Consider the following 20,181-nt stretch of genomic DNA (forward strand, 5'->3'; position numbering starts at 1 on the left):
AGACCGATTCTACCCGTTGGAAATGCGCGCTTGACCGGTATCAACATTGGCGTAGATTCCCGTCCATGAGCACAAACTGGGTGAAAATATGATGGCGAGCCAAAAGTAATGCTTCCTTACCGGAACGCAACCAGTGAAAGCATCAAATGTGCCGAAAAGCAAATTCCTATCAGTTATCAGTATCAGTCAAAACAAAATGTCCCCAAAACCATCCTTCCGATTGCGCTTGCTAGCCATCTGCCTTATCCAAGTGTTTATCATCTCATGGACGCTCACCTCCGCCGAAGTTCATGTTGCCACCCACGGCTCCGATACAGCGGCGGGCACACTTGCCTCGCCGTTCCGTTCGATCCAACGGGCGGCGGACGCGTTGCAGCCTGGCGATGAGTGCATCATCCACGCCGGGACGTATCGCGAGTGGATCAAGCCGCCGCGCGGCGGGACATCGGAAACGCAACGCATCACGTATCGCGCCGCGCCGGGTGAAAAGGTTGTCATCAAAGGGACGGAACGCGTGAACACCTGGACGAAGCAGGCCGGCGGCGGCTGGCGCGTGGAGCTGCCGGACGCATTTTTTTTGGGAAGCAATCCTTTCAAGCGAAATCTCGCGGGCAAGTTTTTATTCTACGGCACAGAGTATCATCTCGGCGACATTTACTTGGACGGCGTCTCGTTGAAGGAGCGGTTGGTTCGGGAAGAAGTGTCCAGCTTGCCGATGAGTTGGTGGCTCGAACCAGCGGAGGGCCGGACGATTTTACACGCGAATTTCGGCGAGACCGATCCCAACGCGAGCTTGACCGAGATTGCCGTGCGGGAGTGCCTCTTCTTCCCCACTGTGACAGGACTCGCCTATATCACACTCGACGGGTTGGTCTTCACCCAAGCTGCGCCACAGTGGGCATATTGGGACGTGCCGCAGGAGGCAGCCGTCGGCACAGGCTACGGACGAAAGTGGATCATTCAGAACTGCCATTTCACCGACGTGCATTGCACGGCATTAGTCTGCGGCAACGGCCGGACGAAGATGAACGAAGGCTTCGATGCCAGTGCGGTTGGAAGACACATCGTGCGGCACAATACGTTCACCCGCTGCGGCGAGGCGGCTCTTCACGGCAACCGCGGCTGGGTCGGTAGTCTCATCGAGGGCAATCTAATCGAGGACATCAACGTGAAGAACGAATTCGGTGGCATGGAAACCGGCGGCATTAAGATTCACTACGCGGTGGACGTGACCATCAAGGGGAATATCGTGCGGCGCGTTTACGGCCACAAGCCGGCCAACCTTGCGAAGTCGCAATCGGTTGAATTCACGGGCATTTGGGTGGACTGGGCGGCGCAGGGCACGCGCGTTTCCGGGAATGTCGTTTACAATACCGAAGCATGGTCGCTTTTCCTCCAAAACGCTCATGGCAGCCCGCTGCTCGTGGATAACAACATCTTTTCCGGACGGCAGATCCGGGTCACCTCTGAAGGCGTCATCTTTGCGCACAATCTCTTTGTCAATTGCCCTTTGTTCGTTCGCAGTGGCAATAAGGCGGTGGCCATTTGGGAGCCGCACACGGGCAAGCGTCTCGGCACGCCGCCGGTGCTGCAGGCGCGCGTGAAATGGTGGAGCAACATTTTTTCCACTCAGGGATTGGAAAGCTTCCAGCGGGGAGAGGCGGGCAACGCCAGCGATTGGAATGTCTTCTTGGGCGGCGCGAAGCCAACCACCTGGGACGACGCTCACAGCCAGGTGGAACCACTCGATCCGACCGTTAGCTTCAAAGACCTGCCCAACGGCGTGGAAATCTCCTTCCGCGCTGACACCGCCCAGAAGGCCGTCGGCGGCCCGCTCATCACCTCGGAGTTTGTCGGCGAGTTTGCCCTCACCAAGCAGCGCCTCGTGGATGCCGATGGTATTCCCATCGCCGTCGCTCACGATCTCGTCGGCTCGCCCCGCGCCAAGATTCACCCGATGGCGGGCCCGCTCGAAGGACTGCACGACGGCATGAACAGGATTATTCTACGAGCTGGCGCTTCGCTGTTGACCGCACAAGCCGATACGAATCTGCCTGATAAGTGAGTTGTATAAGTTGATGTTAAGTTAATCATTATTTTCAGGTTCAAACCATAACATCGTCCGCCAGCTCGGCCTGGAGTGTCGGGCTATCTAAATCTGCTGGCCGCAATTACTTGGAGTGGGCAAATCACCGCCGCTGTTCATCTTCAGTATTCCGGTGGTTTATCCTGGGACAGAATACCGGCGGTCCTTGCAGTGCAGACTCGCTAAGAGGGAGAAGTCGTGGTCCCGTCGGCAACCACAGTAATATAACATCGGCGGCCAAATGGGTCGAGCCAAGGGGCCACCAAACCAAGGACCAAGACATTGCTTTGAGTGGTTGTGTGGTCACTGGTCACTGATCACTTGTCCCTACCGTCTTCCGTCACTCAACGTTCAACCATCACCCATCAGCTCTCAACGATTTACCGCAACGCGACAAGTGAAAGCATCAAATGTGCCGAAAAGCAAATTCCTATCAGTTTACTGGGCGGTGAGCGTTTCGATGCGAAAGAACTTCTTGATGGCATTCGCCGGCAGAATGATGGCGGTCGTTCCGTTTCCAGTAGAGGGCATGGGACTACCGTAACGTAGAAAGGGTTGGTCCAGGCTGTCGGCGACCCAGACCTGATAACTCGTGCCCACACTGCTGGCCCACTTCAAGCTGACCGTGCGAGACCCATTGGTGTAGGTGAGAGTAGAGGACAGCCCGGCGGCTGGATTGGGAGTGGGCAGGCCCGTAATACCACTAACCCCGCTGTTAGCCGGCACACTCCATGAAAAGGTGTAGCCAGTTCTCGGCAGGGCGTTGATAACAGGCGTGTAGATCAGGCTCATACTAGCAAAGTTGAGCGTGACGCTTTCGATAAGACGGTCCTCTCCACTAGAGCCGCCAGTGGACACAGCCGCAACAATGACATCCGTCAGGGTGATGCAATAAAACCCAACAGGATGGTCGCCGGTGGATCGCACGGTGAGCGTGGCAGTCGAAAGGCGCTTCCCAGTCGCGCACATACTCATCAAGACCGGACTCGAGGCATCCACGTACTTGGTCAACGAAAGATCGGCCACGGAAACATTGGTGCGGGCGACCTTGGACATCCCCCAAGTCCAAGCCAGCACGTCAATTTCCGCAGGATGAGCGTAGTCTCGCGACTCGCCGTTAATAGTACTCACCTTGAGGAACATGTCCACTGCCGCTTGTGCCGCAGTGCAACAACCCAGGATCAGCGACACCACCGCGACTAGAATGGATGCCTTGTGCTTCGACATAACCGCTCAGAATTGGGTGAAGCCCGATTCTATTACTGCCACGTAATGTTTCTCTGAATGTCCCATCCAAAGTAGACAACTGTGTCTTCCGTCCCGTCGGCCTTGATCGCAAAGTATTCGAACTTTACCCTGGCGAAGTTCAAGGTGACGTTCTCGACCAGACGGTCATCGCCCCCGGAACCGCCGGTTGAAACACCGGTCACTATTACCTGCTCCATGGTAATCTTAATGTACCTGTTTGTGGAACCTCCTCTGCGCAAGATTAGGAAGGCCGAAGGCATTTGACCCCCATTGGCGCAGGCTAGCATGAGTTTGGGGCTGGCTTTGTCCACATACTTGGTGATGCTGAGATCCTGGATAGTCACTGCTCCTGCACCACCACCACCGCCCACATGCATGGAGCCGGACTGGGTCATGCCCCAGCTCCAAGCCAGAACATCCACCTTGTTGGTGTAAATCCTGTCTTGGGATTCTCCGGGGATGGTGGGAAGATCGAGGAACATGTCCACTGCCGCCTGAGCAGGGAGAGTGAAAAGAAGTGCCGCAAGGCAAAGCGCGCCACCTAAAAATCCACGAGTACGTTTCAATGTCGAGGAATCGCCCCTCGACACTCCGTTCAGGGCTAACTGGTGATTAATCGGTCTAATCATGGGCTGACCGTAGCCATCGGAGGATGGCATTGCAACAGTTTTCTTCAACCACAAAAGGGCTCACCTATAGATTGACTGAAAGAGAACTTCTTTCGCGGCCATTTCAGCTGCTGCTTAAAGGCGTGCAGCAGCCGAAGGTCTTGGTGCCCCCATTTATCTTTTGCCTTGGACGAATGGGTTGAACTCGGAAGGAAATACCCAAGGGAGCTGGAGGAACTGAAAAGTATCCGTGGTAAGAAGACCACCCTTCTTGCAGGTGGTGATACAAATCCCGAGTTGTTCCAGGACGTTGAAGCCATCAATGAACATCTGGGAGAAGCGCGATCCACGGCTGTTCTTTTCAAGCAGATAGAAGCCGGCAATTCCTCGCTCGCAGCTTCGCTCTATGAGGTCGCCGAGAAATCATTAATTGCAGCGGGCGAATATGGGTTGTGGGGGAAGCAACGGTATTGAACTGTTGCTGATGGAGGGGGCCGGGTAACCTTGAGCTACCGGATCTTTATCAAGTTATTATCCCACAAAAAGGGGCGAAAACGTAAGGGGGGAGGGATTGGGTGAAAGTAGTGGCACGGGTTCATCTGAGGCTTCTCAAAAACCGATTCTATCCGTTGGAAATTTGCGCTTGATCAGTATCAGCATTGGCGTAGATTTCCGCTCATACGCACAAACTGTGTGATATTTGATGGCGAGCCAAAAGCAATGCTCCTTTATTGACGCGCGCCAAGTCGGGGTGGCGGCAGCCGTCCAAAAAAATAAATTTTTATCAGTTTCTAATGCTGATGAGCTTATGGGAAATGAAAAACTAGATGAAAAAAACATTGATGGTAAAGCTGGCGTTATTTGCGGTTGCGATCATGGCTCAGGGCGTTTACGGTGCAACGATTATTAATTTTGATGAGTTTGAAATCCCGGGGACCGGCACCACCGGCATGCAAAATTACACCAAGGCCGGGTTTACCATCCAAAGTGGCTACACCGATAACATGGCTTTTCAGTCGCCCAACCAGAGCCATCCCAAGTATTACGGGTCGGCTAATTTAGTTAACAGCCGTATTGACAGCATGATTTACCTCACCTCTGCGAGCGGCGCGTTCACGATCAATTCGATTGATGTGCACATGCTCTGGCCGCAAGCAGGAACCGCCACCATTGATTTCTATATCAACGGCATTTTTGGCCAACCCGATTCCTGGGGGGTGAGCCGACTGTCCTTTGCCGTTCCTGACGTCACCGATTGGCACACCATCAATTTCGGCTCCGACTTTCAGAATATAACCTCCATTGCCTGGTGCCAGGCACCGGCACTCGATCCAAACGCGGAGAATCTTACCTTCGCGCCAAGTCATTCCTTTGACAACATCGTCTTGAATGAAACGGCGGTGCCAGAACCCGCTTCCTTGCTTTTATTTGGCGTGGCGGTCGGGGTATTCGCCTTCTTTAAAAGGAGAAGTTGATTTTTGACGGCGGCAATCTGGTAAATCCCTTTCTCCTTGCCGCCCTGTCCCGCTCCCATTAAGGTCATCACCGAAGTAACTACCTGGCATGGCACCGTTTAAACTGGTGGCCGGGCGGTGAAAATTTATGGCAGCAAGCAGGTCATCGGTTAGAGCAGCAACGCCAAATCCGCGCGCATGTCCGGCGGTTATGTGAACAACGTGATCAAGGGGAAGCTGCTGGAATCGGAGACCTTGAAGCAACAGGCGGCGAACAATACCAAAGAGCAGTTCGCCAATTCCCCGGACCTGAAAAACGAATTATTGAATGCGATTATGGGAGCCTTGGACGCACATAATGCCATGAGCACTCAGGCATTGAACTCTGCCCAGGTCCAGAACGGCATGCGCGACATATTGCTCAATCACGTCCGCCTCTATGAGACGTTGCGAGCACAAGCAACTTAGGTTTCAGATACGGTTTGTGCGGTGAGACCCGATGCAGAAATCATCGAGTTGCCAATTGGCAACAATCACGCTTGAACCACATCACCACAGAGGTTAGGCTCCCATCCATGAGCACACGACATCGAAAAATCTTAAGACGATACAAAAGCAATGCTCACTTACCGCAACGCAACAAGTGAAAACATCAAATGTGCCAAAAAACAAATTCAGTGCCCCCTCCGTACTGTCCAAGTTGTCTCACCGGTCAATCCCAGCCATCACGAACAGGCTACAAAAACCATCAGTTGCCGGCAACTTCACGGTAAACGGATAAAAGCACTCTGCCGGTAGGTGCCAGCTCAATCGCCGCCTTTCTCCTTGCCGCCCTGTCCCGCTACCATTAAGGTCATCACCGAAGTAACTACCTGGCATGGCATCATTTAAACTGGTAGCCGGGCGGTGAAAATGTATGGCAACAAGCAGGTCATCGGTTAAACCATATTCCAATTTTTTTCTCGCCAAGGTGCGTATTTTCCCGAAAACTCACGCATCACAGGACGTTGGGTCTTATGGCGAATATTCAAAATTGTACCAGTAGCGAGCCCTGTCTGATTATCATTCAGGCGCTACTTCCTTTCACCCAAGGCGGATGCCTGGGAATAGACCTCCGCGACCTCCATCACGACCTCCGCATCGATTACGTCCTCGCCAACCTTTGTCAGTCATTACAGCGCCCTTTTCATGATTGAACGCCATTTTGAAGTGCCCTTTGTGTCGCGCCTGGCTCTGCGGGAGAAACAAATCCAGCAGAACTACCGGCCGGTCATCGCGGTGCACAAGTGGTTCGCCCGTAGGCCGGGGACGCTGTTTCGATCACTGATCCTGTCTGAGTTTGCTGAACAGCCGATCCATCAGACTTTCTATCAAAGCCAGCAGATGCCGCATATTCGCGTGTTCGACCCATTCATGGGTGGCGGCACGACGATGATGGAAGCAAATCGCGTCGGCTGCGCTGTCGCTGGCACGGATGTGAACCCGATGGCTTGGTGGATTGTGCGTCAGGAGTTGCGGGAACTTGATGTCGTCGCCTACCAAAAGGCGGCGGAGCAATTGCGCTCCCATTTGGAGGCCGCAATTGGGCCGTTGTATCGCACTCGATGCTTGAGATGCGGAAGTGATGAGGCGCGTGCGAAGTATTTTCTCTGGGTGAAAACGGCTCCGTGCGGGAAATGCCATCAGAATACCGATTTATTTCCGAACTTCCTAATTTCCGAGGATGTCCGCCATCCAACGAACGTGTTCGTCTGTGGATGCTGCGGTGAGTTGTTTGACGCAGTCGACCGAAAGAATCCTGGGCCATGCCCGCACTGCGGCAAGGCTTTGCCTTTGCAGCACACAGCCAAGCGCAACAAGGCTGCCTGCAAGCACTGCGACGAGCCTGTCACTTATCCTAGTGCATCGACGCCAGAGCACCGGCTGTTTGCGATGGAATACCATTGTGAATCCTGTGGTTCGCAGTCCCCGGCAGGCAGTGGGAGGGGGCGGCTTTTCAAGAAGCCAGACACTCACGATCTCGCGCATTTCGAAGAGGCAGAGAAGAGGTTGCTGGCACTCCGACCAAAGTTCATTCCAGACGACAAGATTCCTGACGGCGACGAAACGGCTCGACTGCACCGCTGGGGCTACGAGCGCTATCGAGACCTCTTCAATTCCAGGCAACTCCTCGGTTTGGAGCTGAGCTGTCGCTGGATTGCGGCGGTCAAAGACGAGCGCATTCGTGAAGCGCTGGCGACTAACCTATCGGACTTGACACGCTATCAAAACATGCTGTGCCGCTACGACACCATGGCGTTGAAGTCTTTGGATATCTTTTCCGTTCATGGTTTCCCTGTCGGCTTGATTCAGTGCGAGTCCAACTTCCTCGGAATCGCCGGACGTAATGGCGCGCCAGTTGGTAGCGGCGGCTGGCTGAATATTGTGGAGAAGTTCGCCAAGGCGAAGCGCTATTGCAGCGCCCCTTTCGAGATTCGACACGACGGCCTCCGCAAAGTGGAAGTCCCGATGAAGGGCGAATGGATCGGCACTTGGCGCAATGGCACGCATCCGCCCGAGGAGCGCGAGGTGTTGTTGCTTTGCGCAGATTCGGCCTCAGCCACGATTGGCGGCGAGATGTTTGATGCCGTATTCACTGACCCTCCTTATTTCGGAAACGTCCAATACGCGGAGTTGATGGACTTCTGCTACGTGTGGTTGCGCAAGCTTCTGGGCGACTCGGTGCCGGAGTTTGCGAAACCATCCACGCGACATCACAACGAACTGACAGGCAATACCAACATGGGGCGCGGGCTGGATCACTTTACAGAGGGCATCTCTGACACGATCAAATGTTCAGCCAAGCGTCTCAAACCTGGCCGCCCGTTGGCATTCACCTATCACCACAATCAGTTGGAGGCTTATCTGCCACTAGCTGTGGCGATTCTGGATGCAGACCTCGTCTGTTCGGCATCCCTGCCATGTCCCGCTGAGATGGGAGCCTCCATCCACATCAACGGCACTGGGTCCTCCGTAATCGACACAGTGTTTGTGTGCCGCAGCACGGGAAGATTTCCTCGGCGCTGGCTGGCTGCCGATGCGACTGGTGTGGCCGAGATTGTTCGACGCGACATCGAGATGCTTTTCGATGGAGGCTTGAAGGCCACACAAGGCGACATCAGGTGCATTTCCTGCGGGCATCTGACGCGCCTTGCGATTTGGAATCTTCGCCAAACCTGGGACAGCAAGCTCGCAGTCATAAAACGAATGGACGTTATCCGGCAATGGTATTCCGGCTTCGGCGGGTTAGGAGCAGTTCTCACCGCATTGGAAGAAGCCTTTTCGCAGGCCATCAATTCCCAACAATGGGAGCCCGCCGGAGTGCTCCATGAAACCTACGAACCCGAAGATGAAATATCCTTTTGAAGCAGAGTTCAGCGAGATCGTCGCGGCCCCGGACCCATTCATAGCGGCGGTGTTTTCCAGTCTGGCTTCGGAGTTCTTAACGATGCCGAAGGGCGAGGGTTTCGTGGACTATCCAGCATTCGAGGCAGGCTATGAAGCGCTGAAGATGGCGACGGCCGGCTTCGCGACACTCACACCAGCGCATGTCTGTCCGGTTGTTTTGGAGAAGCCGATTTGCATGGTCGTGCTTCGCTCCATGCTAGGATTCACTCCACCGGAGTGGGCGTATCTGGCGGCACAGAAGGTCGGCCCTGAATTGAACCAAGGATTCGCACGGACACTCGACCGCAGGGTGAGGCTCTCTCCCTTGAAGCCGCTGAAGCCAAGCGCGGAGCAGCTACGACGCATTACAGCAATGGTCGAAGTTGCTTGCGATCTGCTGAATCAAGGCTGCCCAGGGGTGCGTGAGGATCAGCTACATCGGCTCAACAAGGCGGACACCGTGGGTGGACTTCCTGCCCTCCGCAACCTGGCAACCATTGGGACACCGTATGCCATGATGCTGTATGAACGATTCCTCGGTCGCCCCTTTGCAGGTCATCGAGACTCGGTCAGCGAACTTGTCGGTGACGGCTTGGAGAATGCGATTGAAGAGCAGCTTGTCAGCGCAGGCATCAGTTTCCGAAAGACGAAGCGTGCTGAGAAAATTGCTGAGTTCGATCAAGCTCCTGACTTCATGATTCCCAGCGAGTTCAATCCCAAGGTCGTTATCGAAGCCAAGATCACCGAAGATGACGGCACGGCACGCGATAAGGTCACTCGCGTCCAACATCTTGAATCGATCAGCAGGCGTGGTGTAGCCCACGGCGAATCTACCAAGTTTCAAGTGATAGCTTGCATCGCGGGTCGAGGATTCGGAGTGCGGAAAGAAGACATGCGGAAGCTCATTGAGGCAACGCGTGGTAAAGTATTTACCCCGAAAACGCTGGGCCGCCTCGTTGAGTGCTCGGCCTTGTCGGCCTACGCTACAAAGACGCTTGAGTAGGGTCTGAATTGGCGACCGCGCCACACCTTGACGTTCGCATCCATTCGCGCTCGCCCGCGCGGCACGCATCTTACCCCAACGCGACAAGTGAAAGCATCCAATGTGCCAAAAAGTAAATTCTTATCAGCAAACCCTGCCCCGCACCCCCAAGCCAATCCCCAGCCCAGCGACCAGAACCAAAACCCTGCCCAGACCCGAAGCCTGAAAAGGTGGCGGAGGCTGGCAAGCGCGATGGATCGCTAAGAATGGACTCGGTATTCTTAGTTTTATTCTTAGTTTAGCCTTTTCGGAACTGGAAAAAACCAAGATAACCTTGATTTACCGGGAGATTATTGAAGTGGAGCGGGTGAAGGGAATCGAACCCTCATCTCAAGCTTGGGAAGCTCGCATTCTACCACTGAACCACACCCGCTTCGCCGTTGACTGTGCTACCTCTAGCAAGCGGTGTTGAATAACGCAAGACTTTAAAATTTAAAAATACGTTTGCGGTTTTAGCAGAAAAATATAAAGCGGGCGATAGGAGTCGGGCGTCAGGAGTTAGGGGCCGCAAAAAATCACGCTTGATTCCCAAACCGGTGTGGGCGTAGGTTCGCCGCACATAAATCGTGGGATCATGAACTATCGGGAACTCAGGCGAATACGAGTGAAGCGGGCCACCCGGAAAAAGTGGCTGCTCAGTCTGGGCGCAGTCAGTTGTTTCGCGGGGCTGCTGGCCTTGTTCCTCGCCATCCGCAACCGGGATTTGTTGCTCGGGGCGGACTCCTCGCTTTTACCGTTCGCCAATAGCACCGGGGTGCCTTTTTACCTTAAGCTATTCGGGGCGGCGGGCCTGCTCTTCACCGGCTTTATGTGCCTGCGCCGGGAATTATTCCACAAACGCTGGAGGTGGCGCTTGTATCTACTGCCTTTGCCGGTGCTGGGCTCCCTCGTGGCCCTTTGGGCTGATGCGTGTTTATTGGGATCGCCCCAAGACTTCCTTGACCATTATATCTGGCTGCCGATCACCAATGCGCTGTTGTCATGCCTGAGTTTCCCGCTAATGAAGAGGAAAGGGCTGCTGCGTTGGCTCACGCTCCTGGCGCTGATCCTCCCGATTCTGTTTTTAATCAAGGTAATTTACCTCATGAACATCCCCATGCCCATCAAACCCGAATATGATTCCTAACCCGGCTTGCACCAAGAGTCATACTGCCAAGTCGGAGGGATAGAAAACATCATTAGCCCCGAAAAACCTCAAAAAACGCAAAGCAAGAATGCTTGTTGTCGGTTAAGTTACGGACTTATGAGTATATGGGATGAAATGGATCGAGACGGATTTGATAGTTTACCAGTTCCGCCGGTCGAACGCTGAGTTTGTGCCGCTGGTGATCGCCGGCAGCGGCAGCTTCTGCACGGTGGTCAGCGTCCAATGTTTTGCTGCACGACTTGGTGGGCGGTCTCCTGAAGGAAACGTGCATGATCCGGAGCCAGACCGGCGGGGGTAAAAGTGTTGCCGACCACGGTTTTGCCAAACATTACTTCATAAAACACGCAGGCCCCCAAGTATTCCCCCGCCACTCCGGCATGATGCCCGTCCATGCTCAGTTTCTGCTGATCGCTGGTCTTGGATTTTTGCCAGCGCCAACCCGCGTGCAGCGAATGAGTCTGGTCAGGCAGCGCCGGGATTTGGGCCTGTTTGGCATCAAAAGCGGTATCGGGCCGGAATCCCCATTTGGGATCGGTATCCGCCAGGTAAAACGCTTCGCCCACGGGCAATAGCAGCACCCCGAGTTCCCGGGCAATGGTCCGGTAGGCGTTGGTCAGGCTCTGATACATCTCCAACTGCGTCGCCGGCTCGCCCGCTTTGGGCGACTTGACCGCAAAGCGCGGATCATCCACACGATACGCCCAGGTCTCATGCAGAATCACTTCCGCCTTGGGCGCGTGTTTTTTAATGTAATCATAAAGTTGGCGGGCATAGGGGCGGTAGGTATTCAAGTCGTGGCTGCGGATGCTGGCCTGCTGGATGGTGACGAAATCAAGCGGGTTCGAGGTCAACTCCTGTTTCAGGCTGCGGCGGGTGGCGTATAGACCGTTGGTGGACTGCGGGTCGCGTTCGTGATTCTCGGCTTTTTCCCAGTGCTGCTGCATGGTGGAACCGCCGATATCCGCGCGGTGTATTTCCAGGATGTCGCCTGCCGCCTTGGCCAGGTCGCCCAGGTAATGCGTTGCATTCTGGGAGAAACTGTTGCCCACGGTCAACAGCCGCACCGTGCGCCCAGCAGCCTCATTTGCAGCGCCTGCCGCCGCAACAGTCAACGCCAACACCGCGACCACCATGGTGCGGACCGCGAAGGCCCGGGACATCAGCGTCACCCGATGAAACATGGAATAACAATACAACATACGGATGGAGTATCAGAGACGGCTGAACGTGGCAAGCGCGGCGGCGGGCAGTTCACCCGGTCGCGTAGCGATCATTTGTCGGTAACTTTGGGGCACGGAACCCGCCGTCTTCGTCCCGATGCCTGATTCTAGCCCCATAAATAAACTTCATCGTGTTCAATTCCGTGCCGCTTTACGGCACAAACTCACCAAAGGGACGATTAAAACCAGCTAGCCAGCCCTTTAATCGTGTCTTCAGATCCGCCACGGTCTGTGCGTGTTGGGGATCTTTGGCGAGATTATGTTTCTCACCGGGATCGGCTTGGAGATCATATAATTGGTCTGCTTCCCAGTAGCCAGGATGCTCCTTTAAAGCAATTTCCTGTAAATTCAACGAGGTATCCATGTGGTATGCCGGCCTGCCCAGTGACTTATCCTTGATCTTTTCCTGCATCTCTGGTGAATACCGCAGCGCAATATACTTCCAGCGATCCACGCAAACCGCACGCGTATGGCCAATCTCCAAGAAAAACGCGTCGCGCCATTTGCCTGGCACTCCTTTTGCCAACGGCATCAGGCTCATGCCATCCAAATGCATCGGCGGTGGGGCTTTGGCTCCCGCCAGATCAAGACAGGTGGGAACAAAATCTATGTTTTGCACTGGCTGGTCGCAAATCAGCCCGGACGGCACCCGGCCCTTGCCCCACATGAAGCAGGGTGTTCGCGCCCCGCCATCATAGCAGGTGCCCTTGCCGCCCATGGTGCCGTTATCGCTGAAAAATAGGATCACCGTGTTCTCCAGTTTTCCCGAAATTTCCAGTTTGTTGATCAGCGCGGCAATGCCGTCGTCCAGCCAGGTGGCGTGTCCCATGTTCTCGGAAATTCCAGCCCTCTGGAGCCGTTCGGCGATGCTGGACCGGGACGCCTGTACTTTCAGCCGCTCCGGCAGATGCCCGGCTGGGGTCATCGTGGGATCGCCCCCAATGGATTTATGCGGTGCCGGACTGTGCTGCAACGTCGTGCATACATGCAGGAAGAAGGGCCGGTCCCCGGCCTGATCCAGAAAATCCAACGCGCCTTTGGTGATCCATTCCATGTTATGAAGTTTGAGCGCATTTAGCTTGTGGTCATCCAGGTTTCCGCGATACACGCTGGCGGCATACTCAAACCCCGTCTTTTGGATGTATTCGCAAAGCCGCCGCTGGTTTTCCGCCAGCTTCTTGGCCACTTCCGGGTCGTGCAAATCGGCATCCGCAGCTACTGGTTGCAAGACCGGTGTGCCGGTGTGCCATTTGCCGACAAAGCCAGTGTAATACCCGTTTTCTTTCAATACCCGTGCCACGTTCCAACTGCCCGGTTCCACCTGCACATTGAAACCCACATTGGATTGCTTGCCCGGCGGGCACAGCTTTAGAAACCGCTCAGTCTGGCACCGGCTGGCATACTGCCCCGTGAGACAGGTGTAACGGCTGGGTGTGCAAACGCTGGAGGAATTATAGGCCCGGGTAAACTTCACCCCCTCCGCACATAGTTTATCCAACGTGGGTGTCAACACCTTGCCGCCGAAACATCCCAGCGTGTCTGAATTCTGATCGTCTGTAAGGATGAATAAAATGTTCGGTCGGGGAACCTCTACGGTTGCAGCAATGCAACTGTTAACAATCGCTAATGCACAGCCCAGCACCGTTGAAAAGTAGCGGATTTTCATGCCGACAGGCTTACCTTGGGACAGGTACTGATGCAATATCCAAATGGGTAGAAATTAACACATTCTCAACAATTTTTTCCGCAACTGGAAACAAATGCTGAACCGAGGCATGCTTCGATTGCGCTGGAACAGCCGAAAACCCTGCGAAAAATAGGCAATCTTATGAAAATCTGGTCCGGTCTCGCCTTGATTTTCGGGCGGTCGCCCAGCGGGGTGACTTCGGCAAACTGGCCGGGAGGCCGCACCGGGAATGCCCCCTCCGGGAGATTTATAACCACTTCTAAACTAAAGTATTATCATTACTTAATTCTTCGTTCCAAAATTTGCGCCGGGCCGGTATGCGACTATCTTTGTGCCGTCCTTAAGAAAAATCATTGTGTCATGCAGGTTCAATTTAATGGCCGTTGGATAACCGCCCGTGCCGCCCGGCGCGTGGCTGTTTCGTGCTTTTACCACCTATGAACTTTTTTCCTTTTCCCGATCCCATCCCGTTGCCAGCGCCGATCTGGCTGTTCAAGGCGCTGCATATTCTCACCCTGGCCCTGCACTTTGTGGCGGTGGAGATTCTCCTGGGCGGCCTGCTGGTCGCCGTGTGGTTGAACTTCATCAGCGCCGGGAAGTCGGGCGATAAATCGGGCCTGCGCCTGAATGCCGCTGCCGCCTTGGCGCGCCGTCTGCCCATTGTAATGACCTACGTCATCAACCTGGGCGTGCCGCCCCTGCTGTTCGCGCAGGTGCTCTACGGCCGCATGCTCTACACCAGCAGCGTGCTGATTGGCATGTGGTGGATCTCCGTCATTGTGCTGCTCACCCTCTGTTACTGGCTGCTGTATAAGTTTGCGGCAGATGCTGAACAGGGCAAGCCCGGTTGGTGGAAGGGCCTGCTTGCGTGGCTGATTGCCGGCGTCATTGCCAAAATCTATGTCTCGAACATGACCCTGATGATCCGCCCGGAAGTCTGGGCCGACATGTACGCCCAGAACGCCAATGGCATGGCACTGCCACCGTCCCATCCCCTGCTCCTGTTGCGTTGGGGGTACATGCTGACCGGCGGACTGGTGGTGGCCGGGCTGTGGATGTTGTGGATTTCAACCCGGCGCTCGATTGCGGACACCCTGCGGCCGTATCTGTTTAATACCGGCGGACGCCTGGCGTTGCTGGCCGTGGTGCTGGGCTTCCTGGGCTTCCAGGTGGCCGGCGGGCAGGCGGCGGAAGTGCAAAAGGCGCTGGCTGCAAACATGTTTTATCACCTGGCTGGCTATGGCTGGGTGGCCATGATCGTGCTAGTGGCGGCGGTTGGGGGCGTGGCGGCCTTCGCCAAGTGTCCCCAGAACCTGATCGCGTATGCGGGCTCCCTGTTGGGCTTCCTGCTGATCGCCTGCATGGTCATTTACCGCGATGGCATCCGGGACATGACCCTGCTGCAACGGGGCTATGATGTGTGGGACCCCGTGGCCAACAAGGTGGTCACTAATTGGTCCGTGGTGGGTATCTTCCTGGTGTCGTTTGTCCTCGGCCTGGTGATCCTGGGCTGGTTGGTTTCCGTGATGATGCGTGCAAAGAATGTAACCGAAAAAGTAAATCCATGAACAATAATGATGCCAAGCCGGGCAAGGCACCGGCCGATCAGGAATGCGTGAATCGCCGCTGCTTCGTGGGCGCGGCGATTGGCGGCGCGGGCGTGTGTTATCTCGCGGCATTGGGCTACCCGGTGTACCGTTATCTGTCCAGCCCGGTCGAAAAGGCCAGCGCCATGGCCGCCGTCAAGGAAGTCGTGCTGAAAGATGGGCTGAAAGTGCCGCAGGGCGAGGCCGTCATGTTCAAATTTGGCGTCCGACCGGCCCTGCTAATCCATCACAAGGACGGTTCCTGGGTGGCGCTGGACGCAGTGTGTACCCATCTGGGCTGCACCGTGCAATTCGATAAAACCAAGGAACTGATCACCTGCGCCTGTCATGGTGGAGTGTATAACCCGAAGACCGGCGGCAATATTTCGGGGCCGCCGCCAAAACCGCTCAAACCATACGTGGTGAAGGTGACCGAAACCGCAGTGGTAGTTTCCAGGACGTAATAAGGATATGAAAGCCATTTTCAATTCCGTTTATCAATGGTTGGATGCGCGCTTGGACGTGGGCGAGGCGCTGGCGTTTGCCAAGAAGAAGACCGTGCCGGTTCACAAACACTCGTTTTGGTACTACTGGGGCGGCATCTCGCTGCTGCTGTTTCTGGTTCAGGCATTTACCGGCGTCCTGTTGATGGTCTATTATCGCCCGGGGCCGGAGGCGTTTGAATCCGTCCGCCAAATCACCTTTGAGTACAATTTCGGCTGGTTGATCCGGTCCGTCCACTCCTGGGCGGCGAACCTCATGGTGGCCGCCGTTTTGGTCCACATGTTCTCGGTGTATTTCATGAAGGCCTACCGGCAGCCGCGTGAGTTTGGCTGGTGGAGCGGCTTGGGCTTGCTGGGGCTGGCCATGGTGTTCGGCTTCAGCGGCTACCTGCTGCCCATGAATGAACTCGCCTATTTCGCCACCAAGGTGGGAATGGAAACTGCCGCGATGTTGCCGGTGGTGGGGAGCAAACTGGCTGATCTGGCGCGCGGCGGCTTGGAAATCAATGAATTCACCGTGCAACGATTCTTTGCGTTGCATGTGGTGGTGTTGCCGGCCCTGTTCCTGCCCTTGCTCGGTTTGCATCTTTGGCTGGTGCAAAAACACGGCAACGCCGTGCCACCGTCCGAAGAAGTCAAGCCGGCTTCCGAGCGGAAATCCATCCCGTTCTTCCCAAACTTCATGGCCAAGGACCTGGCCGTGTGGCTCATCACCTTAAACATTCTGGCGGTGATCGCCTTCATGTTCCCGTGGGAACTGGGCAAGCCGGCGGATTCGCTGGCCTCCGCCCCGGCGGACATTCATCCCGAATGGTATTTCATGAGTTCCTTCCAGATCCTGAAAATCTTTGGCTCATTGTTGCCCGGCAAAAGCTTCGGCACATTGGGCGAATTTGTGGGCATGGGCTTCTTCAACGTGGGCCTGGTCCTCTGGGCGTTGGTGCCGCTGTATGACGGCAACAGCAAGTCGGGGGTGCGGGCGCGCAACGCCACATACTTTGGCTTGGCCGTGCTGCTGGTGGTGGTGGTCACCACCATCTGGGGTTACGTCGCGCTGCCCAAAGTCGGCTGATGAATACAACCAAAACTTTTAACGACTGACACATTATGAATTATCCAATCTGGGATGTGCCACATATCGGCAGCGGCTGGGTGATCGGTTTGATCGCCATCTATCACGTCATGATCTCCCACTTCGCCGTGGGCGGCGGGTTATACCTGATCCTGGCTGAGCGCAAAGCCATCCGGGAAGGCCGCCGGGAATGGCTGCCCACCCTGGTACAGCACTCGAAGTTTTTCCTCATCCTCACCGGCGTATTTGGTGCGGTGTCCGGGGTGGGCATCTGGTTTGCCATCGGCCTGGCGCAGCCCGAGGCCACCAGTACGCTGATTCACAACTTCGTGTTCGGCTGGGCGATCGAGTGGGTGTTCTTCATCATCGAACTCAGTGCCGCGGCAGTTTATTACTATTCTTGGAACCGCGTCTCGGATGAGCTGCACATGAAAGTCGGCTGGCTGTACGCCATTGCCTCGTTCCTCACGCTGTTCATCATCAACGGCATTTTAACGTTCATGCTGACCCCCGGCGACCCGTGGCTGGCGGTGGCCGGCACCGGGAATGAAGCCTCCCGTTTCTGGCAGGCATTCTTCAACCCGACCTTCTGGCCCAGCTTGTTGCTACGCGTGCTGGTGTGTGTGTCACTGGCCGGGTTGTGGGCGCTGGTGACCTGCAGCCGGTTGGATGGAGGAAAGCAGAAGGAACTCAAAACCTCGCTGGTCCGCTGGAGCGCCAAGTGGTTGCTGCCTTCCTTCCTGCTCCTGCCGCTGGCGTTTGGCTGGTATCTCTGGCAGGTGCCCGAGGCGCAACGCGCCCTGCTCAAGCTCGGCATCTCCAGTATCGGTGCCGGAGCCTTCACCCAATTGACCCGTACTGCGCTCGTCGTGCTGTTGTCCTCGATGAGCATTGCGCTGGTCGTGTATTTCTTTGCCTATCGCACCCCTGCGGAATTCGGGTTTGGCCAATCGCTGGGCATCCTGTTCCTCGGCTTGATTGCCACCGCCTCCGGTGAATACACCCGGGAAATGTTGCGCAAGCCCTATGTGGTGGGGCAGCACATGTTCTCCAATGGCGTGCGCAAAAGCGAGGTGGCGAAGTTTAATCAGGACGGTTTCCTGAAAAACGCCTTGTGGGTAAAGAATACCAAATTCCCCGAAACAAAGCTGGCGCAAGGCGCGGCGATGTTCCGGGGGCAATGCATGGCCTGCCATACGGTGGACGTTTATCGTTCCATGAACCGTCTTTTGGCGGATCGCAACCGCGAAGCCATCGGCAACCTGCTCCAGATGCTGCACGAGTACAAGCCGGACTCCCCTTATCGCAAATACATGCCGCCGCTGGTCGGCACTCAGGCGGAGGTGGATGCGCTGGGCGATTACCTGGCCACCCTCACTAAAAAAGCTCCGACCCCAATCGCTGAACCGGAAAAGAAGGCTCCCGTGGCCGTGAACCGGTAAGGTTTATCACCTTGGCTGGATAATCAGTCCCGCCCTCATAGCCTGCCGTCAGCTTCAGCGGCTCAACCGCTGATGGCTTGATTGGTTCATGGTGTGCAGCGTTTGTTCCTTCACTTGCCGGCGGCACATCTGTTGCAGCAGGCGCGTCTGAAAATTTTCCGTGCAATTTTCCAGTGTCACGTTAAGACTGTCCACCAGCAGCCTGCATGGTAAAATAGTCATTTCCACAGGTTGCTGGATTATTGCCTTTGGATAGTGGGATAAAAAAGATTGAAGCCGCATGACACCTGCGCTGATATCAGAGGGCCAAGCCCGGCAGCAAATTGACGCGATGCTTGTCGCGGCGGGGTGGCGTGTGCAGGATCGGCGCCATCTCAATCTCCATGCCGCGCCGGGTGTCGCCCTCTGCGAAAGCGATGTGAAATCCCGCGGCAGCCTGCCGCGCGCGCTGGCCCTCTTTGGCCGGGAACGCCTGCCCGTGCTGCTCGAAGAACTCAATACCACCCTTGCCGCATGAAGCCCAGTCGCGATAAAACCGACCCCGTGGACGAACTGGCGAACCAACTTTGCCCGGCGGCAAAACAGTTGGCCGCTCTGCAGGAGCGGGCAAACGCGCTTGGCATGTTTACCAACGAACGTGAGTTGTTGGCGTGTCCACGCTGCGGGCTGGAAGATGACGTGAACACTTCCGGCCAGTTGCTCACTTGCCGTGAGCCGAATCTTGGTCAGGACACGGGCCTCCGTTTTAAGGAAATCACCGGGGGCCATTTTATCTGTCCTTCCTGCGGCCAGATCGTCCCTGAGCCGCCTGGTGCAAACTTGAACTGCCATCTGGATGCTACTGATTCATGAGCAAACCGAAGAAATCCATCATCGAAGTCCGCAGCGCGGCCATCACCATCCTGTCCCAGCCGCAGAGCGATTTCATCAGCCTCACGGATATAGCCCGCTTCAAAGACCGCGAGCGGACCGACTACATCATCCAGAACTGGCTGCGCAATCGGAACACCATCGAATTTCTGGGCGTCTGGGAGCAGTTGAACAACCCCGCTTTTAATCCCATCGAATTCGATGGGATTAGAAAACAGGCCGGTCTCAACAGCTTCATTCTCACAGCCAGCCGCTGGATTGCCGCCACCCATGCCATCGGGCTAATTTCCCAAGCCGGGCGCTACGGTGGCACGTACGCCCACCCAAAGAAACAAAGTAGGAATTAAGAATGCAGAAGGAAGAAACAGATTTGCGGGAACGGACAAAGGAATTTGCGTTGCGCATTATCCGAATGTACTCGGCGTTGCCGAAGACGACGGAGGGGCAGGTGCTGGGCAAACAGGTGCTCCGTTCAGGCACGTCCGTTGGCGCGAATTATCGCGAGGCGTTTCGTGGCCGGAGCAAGCCGGAGTTTGTCGCCAAATGCGGCGATTGTCTTCGTGAACTCGAAGAAACCGCCTACTGGTTCGAATTGCTGGTGGATTCAGGGATTGTCGTCCCGGACAAACTGGCCTCCCTTCGCGCCGAGTGCGATGAACTGACGGCCATCTTCGTAACCATCATCAAACGATCAAAGGAGAACCAATAATGTTTTCTTTCTTAACTCTTCCTTCTTCCTCTTAAGAAACTCCGGATGAAGCCGTTGGTGTTGGAACGAGTTCGAACCCCA

Annotated in this window: 19 protein-coding genes, 1 tRNA gene and 1 pseudogene; 15 read left to right on the forward strand and 6 right to left on the reverse strand. The window is 55.5% G+C overall.

The features are described 5' to 3' along the window. The first annotated feature begins 196 nt into the window (after positions 1-196). Positions 197-2,065, forward strand: a complete 1,869-nt coding sequence (locus tag WCO56_22015; GenBank protein MEI7732268.1) for a right-handed parallel beta-helix repeat-containing protein — start codon at positions 197-199, stop codon at positions 2,063-2,065. A 459-nt stretch (positions 2,066-2,524) separates the two neighbouring features. Here the strand turns inward: WCO56_22015 and WCO56_22020 are convergent, their stop codons facing one another. Together WCO56_22020 and WCO56_22025 are read right to left on the reverse strand one after the other, a co-directional pair. After that, complete coding sequence (locus WCO56_22020) at positions 2,525-3,313, reverse strand: type VI secretion system tube protein Hcp (protein MEI7732269.1); 789 nt, start codon at positions 3,311-3,313, stop codon at positions 2,525-2,527. 32 nt (positions 3,314-3,345) lie between these two features. Beyond that, the gene (locus tag WCO56_22025; protein ID MEI7732270.1) at positions 3,346-3,816 is read right to left on the reverse strand and encodes a type VI secretion system tube protein Hcp; all 471 of its coding nucleotides are present in this window, start codon (positions 3,814-3,816) and stop codon (positions 3,346-3,348) included. A gap of 312 nt (positions 3,817-4,128) precedes the next feature. Between WCO56_22025 and WCO56_22030 the strand changes: the two genes are divergently transcribed. The 5 genes and pseudogenes from WCO56_22030 to WCO56_22050 all read left to right on the forward strand — a co-directional run bounded on the left by WCO56_22030 (position 4,129) and on the right by WCO56_22050 (position 9,825). Then, positions 4,129-4,416, forward strand: a complete 288-nt coding sequence (locus tag WCO56_22030; GenBank protein MEI7732271.1) for a hypothetical protein — start codon at positions 4,129-4,131, stop codon at positions 4,414-4,416. A 353-nt stretch (positions 4,417-4,769) separates the two neighbouring features. Further along, a complete protein-coding gene (locus WCO56_22035) occupies positions 4,770-5,417 on the forward strand; it encodes a PEP-CTERM sorting domain-containing protein (GenBank protein ID MEI7732272.1) in 648 nt (215 codons plus the stop codon). A gap of 189 nt (positions 5,418-5,606) precedes the next feature. Further along, a pseudogene (locus WCO56_22040) lies at positions 5,607-5,864 on the forward strand (HsdR). Between the two features lie 720 nt (positions 5,865-6,584). Next, a complete protein-coding gene (locus WCO56_22045) occupies positions 6,585-8,801 on the forward strand; it encodes a DNA methylase (protein MEI7732273.1) in 2,217 nt (738 codons plus the stop codon). Then, on the forward strand, positions 8,785-9,825 hold the full coding sequence (locus tag WCO56_22050; GenBank protein ID MEI7732274.1) for a hypothetical protein: 1,041 nt from the start codon (positions 8,785-8,787) through the stop codon (positions 9,823-9,825). The genes WCO56_22045 and WCO56_22050 overlap by 17 nt, the downstream gene beginning before the upstream one ends. Positions 9,826-10,163: 338 nt before the next feature. Here WCO56_22050 and WCO56_22055 read toward each other — a convergent pair. After that, positions 10,164-10,237 (reverse strand) — tRNA-Gly (locus WCO56_22055). 201 nt (positions 10,238-10,438) lie between these two features. Here WCO56_22055 and WCO56_22060 point away from each other — a divergent pair. Continuing rightward, a complete protein-coding gene (locus WCO56_22060) occupies positions 10,439-10,990 on the forward strand; it encodes a hypothetical protein (GenBank protein ID MEI7732275.1) in 552 nt (183 codons plus the stop codon). 233 nt (positions 10,991-11,223) lie between these two features. Here the strand turns inward: WCO56_22060 and WCO56_22065 are convergent, their stop codons facing one another. The 3 genes from WCO56_22065 to WCO56_22075 are packed head-to-tail and all read right to left on the reverse strand — an operon-like array spanning position 11,224 to position 13,897. After that, a complete protein-coding gene (locus tag WCO56_22065; protein ID MEI7732276.1) occupies positions 11,224-12,210 on the reverse strand; it encodes a DUF4886 domain-containing protein in 987 nt (328 codons plus the stop codon). A gap of 12 nt (positions 12,211-12,222) precedes the next feature. Beyond that, positions 12,223-12,348, reverse strand: a complete 126-nt coding sequence (locus WCO56_22070; protein ID MEI7732277.1) for a hypothetical protein — start codon at positions 12,346-12,348, stop codon at positions 12,223-12,225. Between the two features lie 34 nt (positions 12,349-12,382). Next, positions 12,383-13,897, reverse strand: a complete 1,515-nt coding sequence (locus WCO56_22075) for a sulfatase-like hydrolase/transferase (GenBank protein ID MEI7732278.1) — start codon at positions 13,895-13,897, stop codon at positions 12,383-12,385. 458 nt (positions 13,898-14,355) lie between these two features. Between WCO56_22075 and WCO56_22080 the strand changes: the two genes are divergently transcribed. From WCO56_22080 to WCO56_22115, 8 genes are all read left to right on the forward strand, one after another. After that, positions 14,356-15,486: a hypothetical protein gene (locus WCO56_22080; protein MEI7732279.1), complete on the forward strand. Its 1,131-nt coding sequence runs from the start codon at positions 14,356-14,358 to the stop codon at positions 15,484-15,486. Further along, positions 15,483-15,968 carry a Rieske (2Fe-2S) protein gene (locus WCO56_22085; protein ID MEI7732280.1) on the forward strand — a complete coding sequence of 162 codons (486 nt, stop codon included), beginning with the start codon at positions 15,483-15,485 and terminating at the stop codon, positions 15,966-15,968. The genes WCO56_22080 and WCO56_22085 overlap by 4 nt, the downstream gene beginning before the upstream one ends. Positions 15,969-15,975: 7 nt before the next feature. Beyond that, complete coding sequence (locus WCO56_22090) at positions 15,976-17,079, forward strand: cytochrome b (GenBank protein ID MEI7732281.1); 1,104 nt, start codon at positions 15,976-15,978, stop codon at positions 17,077-17,079. Between the two features lie 35 nt (positions 17,080-17,114). Further along, positions 17,115-18,521, forward strand: coding sequence for a cytochrome ubiquinol oxidase subunit I (locus tag WCO56_22095; GenBank protein ID MEI7732282.1), 1,407 nt, complete (start codon positions 17,115-17,117; stop codon positions 18,519-18,521). A 280-nt stretch (positions 18,522-18,801) separates the two neighbouring features. Continuing rightward, a complete protein-coding gene (locus WCO56_22100; GenBank protein ID MEI7732283.1) occupies positions 18,802-19,038 on the forward strand; it encodes a hypothetical protein in 237 nt (78 codons plus the stop codon). Next, positions 19,035-19,373 (forward strand): hypothetical protein, encoded by a 339-nt coding sequence (locus WCO56_22105; protein MEI7732284.1) that lies wholly within the window; start codon positions 19,035-19,037, stop codon positions 19,371-19,373. Before WCO56_22100 ends, WCO56_22105 begins: the two co-directional genes overlap by 4 nt. Beyond that, positions 19,370-19,738, forward strand: coding sequence for a KilA-N domain-containing protein (locus tag WCO56_22110; GenBank protein ID MEI7732285.1), 369 nt, complete (start codon positions 19,370-19,372; stop codon positions 19,736-19,738). The genes WCO56_22105 and WCO56_22110 overlap by 4 nt, the downstream gene beginning before the upstream one ends. A 2-nt stretch (positions 19,739-19,740) precedes the next feature. Further along, the gene (locus WCO56_22115; protein MEI7732286.1) at positions 19,741-20,100 is read left to right on the forward strand and encodes a four helix bundle protein; all 360 of its coding nucleotides are present in this window, start codon (positions 19,741-19,743) and stop codon (positions 20,098-20,100) included. Positions 20,101-20,181 lie beyond the last annotated feature (81 nt).

The sequence above is a fragment of the Verrucomicrobiota bacterium genome, assembly GCA_037139415.1.
Lineage (GTDB): Bacteria > Verrucomicrobiota > Verrucomicrobiia > Limisphaerales > Fontisphaeraceae > JBAXGN01.

Bases quoted from the DNA above. Each gene is read 5' to 3' on its own strand.
- WCO56_22015 (MEI7732268.1), top strand. From the start codon at position 197: ATGTCCCCAAAACCATCCTTCCGATTGCGCTTGCTAGCCATCTGCCTT.
- WCO56_22020 (MEI7732269.1), bottom strand. From the start codon at position 3,313: ATGTCGAAGCACAAGGCATCCATTCTAGTCGCGGTGGTGTCGCTGATC.
- WCO56_22025 (MEI7732270.1), bottom strand. From the start codon at position 3,816: ATGTTCCTCGATCTTCCCACCATCCCCGGAGAATCCCAAGACAGGATT.
- WCO56_22035 (MEI7732272.1), top strand. From the start codon at position 4,770: ATGAAAAAAACATTGATGGTAAAGCTGGCGTTATTTGCGGTTGCGATC.
- WCO56_22045 (MEI7732273.1), top strand. From the start codon at position 6,585: ATGATTGAACGCCATTTTGAAGTGCCCTTTGTGTCGCGCCTGGCTCTG.
- WCO56_22050 (MEI7732274.1), top strand. From the start codon at position 8,785: ATGAAATATCCTTTTGAAGCAGAGTTCAGCGAGATCGTCGCGGCCCCG.
- WCO56_22060 (MEI7732275.1), top strand. From the start codon at position 10,439: ATGAACTATCGGGAACTCAGGCGAATACGAGTGAAGCGGGCCACCCGG.
- WCO56_22065 (MEI7732276.1), bottom strand. From the start codon at position 12,210: ATGTTGTATTGTTATTCCATGTTTCATCGGGTGACGCTGATGTCCCGG.
- WCO56_22070 (MEI7732277.1), bottom strand. From the start codon at position 12,348: ATGGGGCTAGAATCAGGCATCGGGACGAAGACGGCGGGTTCCGTGCCC.
- WCO56_22075 (MEI7732278.1), bottom strand. From the start codon at position 13,897: ATGAAAATCCGCTACTTTTCAACGGTGCTGGGCTGTGCATTAGCGATT.
- WCO56_22080 (MEI7732279.1), top strand. From the start codon at position 14,356: ATGAACTTTTTTCCTTTTCCCGATCCCATCCCGTTGCCAGCGCCGATC.
- WCO56_22085 (MEI7732280.1), top strand. From the start codon at position 15,483: ATGAACAATAATGATGCCAAGCCGGGCAAGGCACCGGCCGATCAGGAA.
- WCO56_22090 (MEI7732281.1), top strand. From the start codon at position 15,976: ATGAAAGCCATTTTCAATTCCGTTTATCAATGGTTGGATGCGCGCTTG.
- WCO56_22095 (MEI7732282.1), top strand. From the start codon at position 17,115: ATGAATTATCCAATCTGGGATGTGCCACATATCGGCAGCGGCTGGGTG.
- WCO56_22100 (MEI7732283.1), top strand. From the start codon at position 18,802: ATGACACCTGCGCTGATATCAGAGGGCCAAGCCCGGCAGCAAATTGAC.
- WCO56_22105 (MEI7732284.1), top strand. From the start codon at position 19,035: ATGAAGCCCAGTCGCGATAAAACCGACCCCGTGGACGAACTGGCGAAC.
- WCO56_22110 (MEI7732285.1), top strand. From the start codon at position 19,370: ATGAGCAAACCGAAGAAATCCATCATCGAAGTCCGCAGCGCGGCCATC.
- WCO56_22115 (MEI7732286.1), top strand. From the start codon at position 19,741: ATGCAGAAGGAAGAAACAGATTTGCGGGAACGGACAAAGGAATTTGCG.